Consider the following 12116-nt stretch of genomic DNA (forward strand, 5'->3'; position numbering starts at 1 on the left):
TGTATACCTTTGAAATTGTTGTCCTTTTTTAGCCATAGAAAAATCCCCTCCAAGTATTAGTGTAACACCCACGCTATACACATGGGTTTTTTACACTGTCTACTTAAAGGGGATAATATCAGTTTGCGGTTTTTTCTAAAAATTACACCTGTGGTTGATCAGAATATTTTCTCTTTTCTTTCTCAGTTTTAATAACACCTTTCTTCTTCAACTCTTTACATTTCATTACATACCATAAAGAGCCTGCGATAAAGACGGAGGAATATACACCGACAATTAATCCTACGAACAAGGCAATAGAGAAATTGCGGATTGATGAGCTTCCAAAAATCATTAAGCATGAAGTAGTTACTAAAACTGTTAATACTGTGTTGACCGAACGAGTTAATGTTTGACGAATACTAACGTTTACCACTTCAGCAATATCCTGAACCGTTTTGAGACGCTTTTTCTTATACATATTTTCACGAATCCTGTCAAAGGTAACGATCGTATCGTGGTTCGAATATCCAACAATCGTCAAGATTGCCGCGATATAGTTTAAATCGACTTCAAGTCGAGTAATACTGAAAATAGCAATCATAAAGAACGCATCGTGAAGGATTGAAGCAACGGCTGCGATGGCCATATACATTTCAAATCGCAATGAAACGTAAAGAATAATACCTATCGATGCAAGCAAAACTGAGATAAAGGCATTTTTCGCCAGCTCTTTCCCTACTGTTGGAGAAACGGTGCTGACATTTGGCTCAAAGCCGAACTCCTTCTTTAACTCTGCTTTTAAGTCGGCAATTTCATTTTTAGACAAAACACCAACCATACGAACAGCACCCTTTTCTTTTTTATCACCAGAAATGACAACATCATCTGGTTTTAGATCAAGTTTGATAAAGGCACTTTTAACCTGTTCAGTTGTTAAAGGGGTGTTCGATTGAACATCTACACGCGTTCCGCTTGAAAAATCAATACCTAAATTCAAACGGAAAATAGAAATAACCACAGTACCAACTACAATTAGTGTTGCTGATAAAAGGAATATTTTTTTCCTTAGTTTTACAAAATCAATTTTATCAAATCTAGTTGGGAGATCGATGGTATCAACGTTTTCGGAAATAGCTTTAATTTTGGACGGGTGTACACCAAACCAGCTCGGTTTGTTTTTTAATAAACCGCTGTGAACCCATAGCCCTAACAAAAGTCTGGAAAAGTAAACATTAGTGAGAAAACTCATCAAGACACTCACAATTAACATGGTCGCAAAACCTTTTACAGAGCTTGTCCCGTAGTAGAATAAAACAGCAGCTGTTAAGATTGTTGTTAAGTTAGAGTCAAGGATGGCTGTAAAAGCATGTTTTTCACCAGCTTCGAACGCTGCTTTAATGTTTTTACCCACTTTTAGTTCTTCTTTGATCCGTTCATAGGTGATGATATTGGCATCGACAGCCATACCGACCCCGAGAATAATCGCGGCGATACCCGGCAAGGTCAGGACACCATTCATCCAATCAAAAATTAATAACACGAGATAAATATAAATCGATAATGTAACGGTTGCAATGAAGCCAGGAAAACGATAATAGAAAAGCATGAACAGATAAATGAGGACGACGCCGATGATACCAGCAAGTACTGTCTCATTTAAGGCTTGTTCTCCAAATTTAGCTCCTACAGAAGTTGAATAAACTTCCTTTAGCTTTACAGGTAGCGCCCCTGCGTTTAAAAGCGAAGATAAGGTTTGCGCTTCTTTCGCAGTGAAGTTTCCGACAATGGAAACAGTATTTTGGTTAAAAACTTGGTTTACAGTTGGTGCTGATAAATATTTGGGTTTTGGCTTTGTAACTTCATTTTTAAAAGAGTCTTTTCCCTCTTCGAAATCGAGCCAAATAACAAGAACATTATTTGGTGCCATATTAACAATATCTTGAGTGACCGTTTTAAACTTATCCGCACTCTTTAATGTTAAAGAGACACTTGGAGCTCCTTTTTCATCAAATGTTTGCTTTGCTCCCCCTTGTTTTAAGTCCGTTCCATCCATCTTAACCACATCATTGGCATCACGGAAGGTTAGATTTGCTTGAGTAGACAGAATTTCCCGTGCTTTTGCTTGATCTGTAACACCCGCAAGCTGGACGCGAATCCGATTATTCCCTTCGATTTGAATACTCGGTTCACTAACCCCTAGGACGTTAATACGCTTATCAAGCGCTTTAGCCGTATTAGCCATTACATCCTTGTCAATCTTTTGACCATTTTTAGCCTCAACCTCGTACAAAACTTCAAATCCACCTTGAAGATCAAGTCCAAGCTTCAAATTGTTTAAGATGTTCTTTGTCGTTGCTCCCATTGTGCTCCCTATAATTAGAACCACAAGAAAGAAAGCAATAATTCTACTGCGCTTTACCATTATGTATTGTTCCTCCTTAGTGCCTGTGCGTTAGCACTTTTACATACAAGCCTTATATAAAAATAATAAAAAAGTCACTGCTTCCATTATGGAATAAGATAGATTAGCTGTCAATTTCACTAAAATGAAAATTTAAATAACTTTGGGACTACTTTAAAAGCTCTTTCAATTCGTTTTCATCATCAAAAGAAAATTCAGCCGTTTTATATGTCTCAATGGTTGCAAAGCTGATATAATCACTTACTTTAACAGAGAGTATTTCTTGGATAATTTCGTATAGCTTTAATTCATCTTTTACCTTTTTCCACTTTTTCTTTATTAAGAATTCCCAAAGCCCTTGTTCCGTTACAGAATCAATCCCTAGCAATCGAAACTCCTCGAGTTTACTTGCTATTGCCGGTTGAACCTGGGTACGAAAATGGTCGTTTACACTGCTATTATCCATCCAATCTGCCCCCCTGGGGATGACCCCTTAAAGTTAATTGTCTTGTAAAAAGCTCTTACAACATGTCATGCTTTGTCCACCATGAAGCATATAGTTAATTGTATATGAATTCTTCTTTTTTGAGAAGGTGGGAATCAGCATGTCGAAGTTTTTAAAGGGGACTTTTATCCTATTAATTGCCGGATTAATTACAAGGGTCCTTGGTTTTATTTATCGGATTGTCCTAGCAAGAAGCATTGGCGAAGAAGGCGTCGGCTTATATATGATGGCATATCCAACCTTTATTCTTGTGGTAACAATCACGCAGCTAGGTCTACCGGTAGCTATTTCAAAAAATATCGCCGAGGCTGAGGTAAGAAAAGATTATGCTGAAATTAAAAAAATCCTTGTTGTTTCCCTGGCAACTACGATTAGCTTATCCATCATTATTACACCGGCAATTATCCTGCTAGCACCGATTCTTTCAACGACGCTGTTTACTGATCAAAGGACTTTTTATCCTTTAATTGCCATCGCACCAGCAATTCCAATTATCGCCATTTCTTCTGTATTACGAGGCTATTTCCAAGGAAGACAAAATATGCGTCCGTCAGCCATTTCGCAGATTTTGGAGCAGCTTGTCAGAATTACCTTAATTGCCGTGATGACGAAGGCATTTCTTCCATATGGAGTTGAATATGCAGCTGCTGCTGCAATGGCGGCATCTGTTATTGGTGAACTGGTTTCACTCGGTTACTTAATGACTACTTTTAAATTAAAAAAACGTTTTCCGCTTAGAAAGAATTTCTTTCAATTCGCCCAGCAAGGGAAACAGACATTCCTTGATTTAATGGAAATTGCTTTACCCACAATGGGAAGCAGAATGATTGGTTCGGTTGCTTGGTTTTTTGAACCAATCGTCGTTGTCCACAGCTTAGCCATCGCAGGCGTTGTTGCAGTTAATGCCACGAAACTATATGGATCCTTAACCGGCTACGCGATGCCGCTGTTAATGCTGCCATCTTTTGTCACCTTTTCATTAGCAACATCGTTGGTTCCTGCTATCAGTGAGGCCAATTCACGAAATAACCACAAGTTAATTGCCTATCGGCTGCAGCAAGCATTACGGTTGACCTTTTTAACAGGTGGACTTGCCGTCATTGTCCTATATGTATTGGCAGACCCTCTCATGCAGCTAATGTATGGGTCAACGAAAGGGGCATACTTTATTCGGTTAATGGCTCCATTCTTTTTGTTTTATTACTATCAAGGTCCATTACAGGCGGTCCTTCAAGCGTTAAATCTTGCGAGAGCTGCGATGATAAATAGTCTAATTGGGGCCGTCGTCAAAACAGCTGTTATCTTTTTACTGGCCTCACAAGCCTCCTTTGGCATAACTGGGGCTGCGCTCGGGATTATCGTCGGCTTTGTGTTAGTAACGATTCTTCATTTTGCTACTGTATTAAAAAAGATTTCCTTCCCGTTTAACATTCGAGATTATTTAAAAGGCTTTCTAGTTATGGGGGCATCCGGCTGGTTAGGATTTTGGTTGTTTGAAAATATCCTCTTAAAAGAACATTTAGTGATCAGGGTGTTAACCTCGATTTCGGGGATGGGGATTTCCTATTTAGTCCTGCTGCTATTATTCGGGCTAATTAAAAAGGATGAACTACACCGATTTCCTTGGATAGGTAGATTTTTTTAAAAAACCAATATGAGTTTCAATACCAAGCCTATCTAGAAAATAGCTAGGATATGAGTCGTTACACTAACCTAATAAAGGCGCTGTGAGCAAATCATAGCTTCACCTGTTCAAAGTAAAATTGTTTTTCGCTTAGATTTAGATAAACTGATTTTTTGCGGCACTCCTCCCCTTTTCCATACCTGAAAGACACGCTTTCTTTAGATTGGCGTGTCTCCTTTCAGTTAAGTTCAATCCTGCATATCAATGAAAAACTTGCCGTTTTCATAACTGCAGAAAGAAATTTTCTTAATATCCCGGTAACCCTTCTTTTTAAGTTCTTGCCGCAGCCACAAATTGGTTTTATTAATCCTTTTTAGGCTCTCTTCCTCAATAGTCCCATCAATAATTAATGGAATGGTAATGTCACCATTCTCGGAAGGAGTTTTTGGTTTCTTTGGCTCCTCTATTTTTTCTAAAACAGATAATTTACCCGATGTTTCTAAAATGGCAAATTCAACATCTGTAATACTTCTAATGTCTTTTTCTCGTAATTGTGTCATCAAATCATCAAAATTATAACGCAGCTTTTTCATCTCTGCCTCATCAATTTTCCCGCGATTGATGATAATACTGGGCTTTCCATCGATAAGATCACGAAATTTCTTGTTTTTTAATGAAAGAATCGCAAGCGTAACTTGAATACACATCAGCAGCACCATTGGTATAACCGTGTGTAAGAGCGGATCCTTCGTATTTTCAATCGCAATTACGGCCATCTCACCAATCATGATAAAAACAACGAGATCCAGAATACTTAATTCCCCAATCTCCCTCTTCCCCATTACCCTGAAAATAATTAGCATAACTACATATAACAAAACAGTTCGAAAAATGATACTCAAGTATACTTCCACTTACGAATCGCCCCTTTTTTTCCATTCAGTCCTATTGTTCGCAGTTACGGGCTTATCATTCGTTTTCTTTTTGAAAAGCGGGCATCTTTTAATTCTAATTTCCTGCCTTAACGAATACGCTTGTACTAGGAAAGAAACTGTAATCTAGGGCACTACAGAAAATAAAGAAAAATTCTGGCGGCCTAAAGGGGGAGAGTAAAATCGAATCAAAAAGCTTTGGAACCTCGATTTTGTATGGATTATTTTTTGTCTTTGCTTTTGCCGTGATATGCAGCCTTATTTTCGCGTTTATTCTTAGGTTTACATCCGCTCGTGAAGGATCAGTTCAATATGTCATTACGGCTCTATCATTTATTGGACTATTCGGAGGTGGTTTTCTATCTGGAGGGAAGCGTAAAGAAAAAGGCTGGCTTATAGGAGGACTAACTGGGCTCATTTACTCACTTGTTGTATTTTTGTTTCAATACTTAGGCTATGATCGACTGTTTGACGCCGAGCAAGTAATCTATCATACCTGCTATACATTAATTGCCATGATGGGTGGGATTTTAGGAGTTAACATTGCAACCAACAATTCTAGACGGTCAGTCTAAAAAGTAAAAGGAAGCCATTATTTGTGGCTTCCTTTTACTTTTTATGATTATTTTGAAAGGTTTACGCTTTCTCCGCTACCTTCAGTGACTTCACGAATCGCAGAACGGTCAAATGTAAGACGGCTACCGTCTCCACATTTAATTACAGCTTTACTATCATCAATAGAGTCTACAAAACCATGTAGTCCACCAATCGTGACAACTTTATCACCCTTCTTTAAATCGCGCTGCATTTGCTGAACCGCTTTTTGGCGTTTTTGCTGCGGGCGAATTAATAGGAAATAAAATAATACAAACATTAATATTAATGGAATGATTGTACCCATAGTACCTTGCATCTTGTTTCCCTCCTTTCAAAAAGCATCTATTAGAAATTTTTCGCGTTTGGCTTATTGAAGCCATAACGTTCAAAAAATTCTTCGCGGAAATCACCAAGCCGGTCTTCCATGATGGCTTGTCTGACTTTCTCCATTAATCTTAACAGAAAATAGAGATTATGGTAAGACGTTAAACGAATTCCGAATGTTTCATCACATTTAATTAAGTGACGAATATAGGCTCTACTATAGTTTCGGCATGTATAGCAATCGCAATTTTCATCAAGCGGTCCAAAATCTCGGGCAAATTTTGCATTCTTCACCACAAGACGACCATTGCTAGTCATTAACGTACCATTTCTGGCAATCCGTGTTGGCAACACACAGTCAAACATATCAACCCCACGAATCGAGCCATCAATTAAAGAGTCCGGCGATCCTACTCCCATTAAATAACGAGGCTTATTGGACGGTAATAGCGGTGTTGTGTATTCAAGCATCCGATTCATTATGTCTTTTGGTTCACCCACCGATAATCCCCCAATAGCATAGCCAGGAAAGTCTAACGATACAAGGTCTTTCGCGCTCTGTTTACGGAGCTCCTCATATTCTCCACCTTGCACGATACCAAATAAACCTTGGTCTCCAGGACGCTGGTGGGCACTTAAACAACGTTCCGCCCATCTCGATGTCCGCTCAACTGATTTCTTCATATATTCAAAAGTGGCCGGGTATGGTGGACACTCATCAAAAGCCATCATGATATCGGAACCAAGGGCATTCTGGATTTCCATCGCTTTTTCCGGAGATAAAAATAACTTTTCTCCGCTCATATGATTGCGGAAGTGTACGCCTTCTTCTTCGATTTTACGGAATTCACTTAAACTGAACACCTGGAAACCACCGGAATCCGTTAAAATCGCGCGGTCCCAGTTCATAAATTTATGCAGACCGCCTGCTTCTTTAATGATTTCATGGCCAGGGCGGAGCCATAAATGATAGGTGTTGCTTAAAATAATCCCGGCACCCATTTCTTTTAAATCTTCTGGGGACATCGTTTTCACGGTCGCAAGTGTCCCAACCGGCATAAAAGCAGGTGTATCAAAAGATCCGTGAGGTGTATGGACGCGGCCAAGCCGTGCCCCCGTTTGCTTACATGTTTTGATTAATTCGTAACGAATTGCAGTCAAATTCTTTGTCTCCTTCCTCGTGCTTCCCTTAGATGATAAACATGGCATCGCCAAAGCTGAAAAAGCGATATTCGTCCTCTACAGCAGTCTTGTAGGCGTGCAAAATATTTTCTCTACTTGCCAATGCACTAACAAGCATTATTAAGGTTGATTTTGGTAAATGGAAATTGGTAATCATTCCATCAATGGCTTTAAATTGGTAGCCTGGATAAATAAAAATATTGGTCCAGCCGCTGCCTTCGACAAACTGTCCATCATTGGCGGAGGCAATCGTCTCCAGTGTCCTTGTCGAGGTCGTCCCAACGGTAATAATTCTGCCGCCATTATTCCTTACCTTGTTAAGCAATTTGGCTGTTCCCTCTGATACCATATAAAATTCTGAATGCATATCATGCTCCAATACATCATCGACACTTACTGGTCTAAATGTACCAAGGCCTACATGGAGGGTAATAAACGTAACATGGACACCTTTATCTTTAATCTCATCCAATAGTGCTTCGGTAAAATGAAGTCCTGCCGTCGGCGCTGCCGCGGAACCAGGTTCGCGGGCAAACACAGTCTGATATCGGTCCCGATCATCTAGCTGCTCTTTTATGTATGGTGGCAGTGGCATTTCACCTAATTGATCAAGTACCTCATAAAAAATACCCTCATATTTGAAATCCAGGATTCTTCCACCATGGTCTGATGTGCCAGTACAAACGGCTGTAAGCAGACCCTCACCAAAATCGATTTCGGTCCCTTCCTTCACCCTTTTTGCCGGCTTCACAAGCGTTTCCCACTGATCGCCTTCTAGCTGTTTCAAAAGTAGGACTTCAATTTTGGCTCCTGTATCTTTTTTGACACCAAAAAGGCGTGCAGGCAATACCTTTGTGTCATTTAAGACAAGGCAATCCCCTTCACGCAAATACTCAGTTATATTTTTAAAAACTTCGTGCTTGATATCGCCTGTTTCCTTATCTAATACCATTAATCTGCTGTCAGTCCGATTTTTCAGTGGAACTTGAGCAATTAATTCTTCAGGCAAATGAAAATCAAATAAATCTACTTTCATATTATGACATCCTAATCATTATAAAATAAGAAAAGCGTAAGTGCCTGTTTATCAATGTATGAACTGGAGCGCTCCGACTGAGTTAAGGAAACACGAAGAGCGTTAGCAATTCGATGTTGACTTATCGTAGGGAGGGAGCGATGTTCACTAGTCGCTGGGCGTTCGAGTAGCCAATTCTCAAAGTCGAAATTTTATTCAACCTTGTCTTATAACATAAACCAATCATGGAGCAGGAATCTCCAGCCCAAAATGGTGATAAACAGCTCCGGTGACCACTCGTCCTCGAGGTGTTCGTTGTAAGAAGCCGATTTGCAGTAAATACGGCTCATACACATCTTCTATCGTTTCTGACTCTTCCCCAATCGATGCAGCAATCGTATCAAGACCAACAGGGCCGCCACGGAATTTTTCAATAATTCCTTTTAATAATTTGTGATCAATGTGATCGAGACCAAGTCGGTCTACTTGGAGAAGTTCTAATGCTTCTCGTGCGAGGGAAAGGTCAATTGTACCATTTCCTTTTACCTGAGCAAAGTCCCGAACCCTGCGGAGAAGTCGATTGGCAATCCTCGGGGTTCCCCTTGCTCTTCTAGCAATTTCCGCTGCCGAAGGCTCGTCAATTTTCGTATCGAACAATTCTGCCGTTCGGATTACTATACTTTTTAATTGATCTTCCTTATAATACTCGAGCCGGCTTAAAACTCCAAATCTGTCGCGAAGCGGAGCTGAAAGAGAACCAGCCCTTGTCGTAGCACCTACGAGCGTAAATGGAGGCAGATCGAGACGTACGGACCTGGCACTAGGACCTTTTCCAATCACGATATCTAGGCAAAAATCCTCCATCGCGGGATATAGCACCTCTTCAATCGTTCGCGGTAGACGGTGTATTTCATCAATAAATAAAACGTCTCCCGGTTCAAGCGCGGTCAGAATTGCGGCTAAATCACCCGGCCTTTCAATTGCCGGCCCTGATGTTGTCCGAATGTTCACGCCCATTTCATTGGCGATAATGACGGCAAGGGTTGTCTTCCCCAATCCCGGCGGACCATAAAGGAGAACATGGTCCAGGGTTTCGTTGCGAAGACGCGCTGCCTTAATAAATATTTCTAGATTTTCCTTGACCTGATTCTGCCCAATGTACTGCTTTATTGTTTGCGGCCGAAGGCTTTGTTCAATGCTTATCTCGTTCTCATTCACTTCACTAGAAATAATTCGTTCTTCCATGGGCCATCACCTATTTTAAAAGCCGCTGGAGGGCTTTTTTAATGTATTGATCTGTTGACAGCTGTTCTTTTCTTAACTCAGGTGAAATCTTTTTAATTTCTTTTTCTGAATAGCCAAGGGCTTTCAAGGCAAGAATCGCTTCCTCAAAGGCTACGGTGCTTGATGGCTTTGGTAACGCGAATTTTTCTGCATTAAATAAATTCGGGAAATAGTCAGGGACGACATCCTGTAATTTTCCTTTTAGATCAAGAATCATCTGCCTAGCTGTTTTTTTGCCGACGCCTGGAAATTTGACGAGGAAGCTTTCATCCTCATTTTCAATCGCGATGACTACTTGCTGGACTTCCCCAGACGCAAGAATCGCCAGTGCCCCTTTCGGCCCAATTCCAGAAACATTTAATAATTTGGTAAAGAGCTTTTTTTCTTCTCTTGTTTCAAAGCCATACAGCGCGCTTACATCCTCGCGAACGTAATGATAGGTATACACAGTCACCATTGTTTCCATTTTACTAGAATAAATAAACGGGTTCGGCGTTGATATTTGATAGCCAATCCCATTGTTTTCGATAACAATATATTCTGGCCCGACAAAATCGACGGCCCCTCTAATAAATTCATACAATCGAATTCTCTCCCCTAGTTTCACTAAATTTCATTCTACCATACAATTTTATGTTAGTTGAAGAAAATAGCTGCTAAGCGGAACTTCAAACTATTCGGAATTTGGATTCGCTGATATATGTCACGAATTCGCTGATATATACCAAAAATCCGCTGATATCTTCCTAAATCCATTGATATCCTTAAATTGACTACATTCAAGCAAGCAGAATAGTAAATTTCACAAAAAAAACCAGGCTGATTAGCTTCTATCAGTCTGATTCAGGGATGTTTCTATTCTTTTTTTATCGAATATGGTTTAAATGTTTCTAAAACTTCGACATAATGATCTTTTGTTTTAATGGGGATGCCTTGAGTCAGCTCTTCTTGTTTTTTACTCTCTAACTTTTTTATATCTATTTGGAAAAAAGATTGAATGATTCTTGATTGGCCTGGCCTTCCGTTAAAAATAGTCAGCACACCAGCATCTGTAATACCAAAAAAGCCATTTGCCTTCAGTAATGGGGAGATATCATCCACTTGTTTTCTAAAAACAAAAGTTGATTCATCGCTGTCTGTAAGCTGCCACTGGTCATATTTAGCCCAAAAATTCTCCATTAGCCAGCATGTCTCGTGGATGACTTCTTGACTGATTTCTCCATCAAGATAGACTCGTTCTAAAATCACCGTAATGTTTAATGGTTTAGGCTTTTGCTGAGTTTGACGGCTATCCAGTTGTGCAGCTGTTACAGAGCCCGTTATCAAAACAAACGATGCCCCAAAGCTAAACATGAAGAGAATAACAGCGAATACAGGCATGCATAATCGAAACAATGCTATCCAATACTTCCTCATGCTACTCACCTCTTATTGTTAAAAAATTGAACAATCTTTTCAATACTATTTTAGCCTTTTATTGCCTTTTTATCCGTAGCTGTATAAGGTAAATTTAAAAGGACAAAGCCCGGAAGCTTTGCCCTTGTTCAGGAAGTTGAATTATTTTCCTCCTCTATTGAGCTGAATATCATTATTAATGTTGCGATCGCGGCCAAGGGTTCCTTCATCCGTTAGAACGGTTACCGTTCTTCCATTCGCGTAAGGCTTCACTGCATCTTTGATGGCCTTTTTTGTATTTGCTGCTTTCCCATTATCAATCAATTTCACTGAAACAATCACTGTATTTCCGTAGGCAACGGATCTTACATCCTGAACATTATTGATTCTTGCTACCTTGTTTCTAATATTATTCGTTACATTATCTTGAAAATTTGGGTCTGTTGCAACCCCGGTATTTCCAATATTTTTATTCAAATGACCGTGATAATTCATATCACTGGTGCTGAAACGATCATCCCGTTGAAAAAAGTTTCGATCTTTCGAAGCTAACGGTGTCGTTGGGTTTTTCGGATTACCATTTTTGTCTCTTACCTGCAGTTGACTTCTTCTTTGTTCGTTTGTAACTTTATCCTCATCCCCGAAGGTACGGTCCATCATATCGGTTATTGCCCCATCATTATCTCTAAATAAAGCATTCCCATTGTTAGGGTGGTTTTCATTGGAGTAATAACCAACAGGGCGTAACGGATTATTATTAGACTGATTCAGACCCGCCCTGCTATTATCCTTTGTGCAACCGACTATTCCAACCATCATTAAGGCCGAAAGAGGAATCATCCACTGTTTCTTATTCATGCGAAAAAACCCCCTTC

The 12116-nt window shown here is 39.8% G+C and carries 12 protein-coding genes; 2 read left to right on the top strand and 10 right to left on the bottom strand.

Annotation, left to right across the window (positions count from 1 at the left end):
* Window positions 1–142: 142 nt before the first annotated feature.
* Both secDF and M5A78_RS17085 read right to left on the bottom strand, forming a co-directional pair.
* On the bottom strand, window positions 143–2404 hold the full coding sequence (gene secDF, locus M5A78_RS17080) for a protein translocase subunit SecDF (protein ID WP_248736491.1): 2262 nt from the start codon (window positions 2402–2404) through the stop codon (window positions 143–145).
* Between the two features lie 148 nt (window positions 2405–2552).
* Window positions 2553–2849, bottom strand: coding sequence for a post-transcriptional regulator (locus tag M5A78_RS17085; RefSeq protein ID WP_248736492.1), 297 nt, complete (start codon window positions 2847–2849; stop codon window positions 2553–2555).
* A gap of 139 nt (window positions 2850–2988) precedes the next feature.
* Between M5A78_RS17085 and spoVB the strand changes: the two genes are divergently transcribed.
* Complete coding sequence (gene spoVB / locus M5A78_RS17090) at window positions 2989–4533, top strand: stage V sporulation protein B (protein ID WP_248736493.1); 1545 nt, start codon at window positions 2989–2991, stop codon at window positions 4531–4533.
* A gap of 227 nt (window positions 4534–4760) precedes the next feature.
* Here the strand turns inward: spoVB and M5A78_RS17095 are convergent, their stop codons facing one another.
* Window positions 4761–5426, bottom strand: a complete 666-nt coding sequence (locus tag M5A78_RS17095) for a DUF421 domain-containing protein (protein WP_248736494.1) — start codon at window positions 5424–5426, stop codon at window positions 4761–4763.
* 230 nt (window positions 5427–5656) lie between these two features.
* Between M5A78_RS17095 and M5A78_RS17100 the strand changes: the two genes are divergently transcribed.
* Window positions 5657–6019 (top strand): TIGR04086 family membrane protein, encoded by a 363-nt coding sequence (locus M5A78_RS17100; protein ID WP_248736495.1) that lies wholly within the window; start codon window positions 5657–5659, stop codon window positions 6017–6019.
* A 47-nt stretch (window positions 6020–6066) separates the two neighbouring features.
* On the opposite strand, the gene yajC is transcribed toward M5A78_RS17100, so the two are convergent.
* The 7 genes from yajC to M5A78_RS17135 all read right to left on the bottom strand — a co-directional run bounded on the left by yajC (window position 6067) and on the right by M5A78_RS17135 (window position 12099).
* Window positions 6067–6357, bottom strand: a complete 291-nt coding sequence (gene yajC / locus M5A78_RS17105; RefSeq protein ID WP_248736496.1) for a preprotein translocase subunit YajC — start codon at window positions 6355–6357, stop codon at window positions 6067–6069.
* 29 nt (window positions 6358–6386) lie between these two features.
* Window positions 6387–7526 (bottom strand): tRNA guanosine(34) transglycosylase Tgt, encoded by a 1140-nt coding sequence (tgt, locus tag M5A78_RS17110; RefSeq protein ID WP_248736497.1) that lies wholly within the window; start codon window positions 7524–7526, stop codon window positions 6387–6389.
* Between the two features lie 28 nt (window positions 7527–7554).
* Window positions 7555–8583, bottom strand: a complete 1029-nt coding sequence (gene queA / locus M5A78_RS17115; RefSeq protein ID WP_248736498.1) for a tRNA preQ1(34) S-adenosylmethionine ribosyltransferase-isomerase QueA — start codon at window positions 8581–8583, stop codon at window positions 7555–7557.
* Window positions 8584–8805: 222 nt separating this feature from the next.
* Entirely contained in the window at window positions 8806–9807 is a 1002-nt protein-coding gene (ruvB, locus tag M5A78_RS17120; protein WP_248736499.1) for a Holliday junction branch migration DNA helicase RuvB, read from the bottom strand.
* A gap of 10 nt (window positions 9808–9817) precedes the next feature.
* Window positions 9818–10429, bottom strand: a complete 612-nt coding sequence (gene ruvA, locus M5A78_RS17125) for a Holliday junction branch migration protein RuvA (protein WP_248736500.1) — start codon at window positions 10427–10429, stop codon at window positions 9818–9820.
* 272 nt (window positions 10430–10701) lie between these two features.
* Window positions 10702–11262 (bottom strand): intercompartmental signaling factor BofC, encoded by a 561-nt coding sequence (locus M5A78_RS17130; RefSeq protein WP_248736501.1) that lies wholly within the window; start codon window positions 11260–11262, stop codon window positions 10702–10704.
* 141 nt (window positions 11263–11403) lie between these two features.
* Complete coding sequence (locus M5A78_RS17135; RefSeq protein ID WP_248736502.1) at window positions 11404–12099, bottom strand: YhcN/YlaJ family sporulation lipoprotein; 696 nt, start codon at window positions 12097–12099, stop codon at window positions 11404–11406.
* Between the last annotated feature and the right edge of the window lie 17 nt (window positions 12100–12116).

Origin of the sequence: Neobacillus rhizosphaerae (genome assembly GCF_937468385.1) — a bacterium.
Lineage (GTDB): Bacteria > Bacillota > Bacilli > Bacillales > Cytobacillaceae > Neobacillus > Neobacillus rhizosphaerae.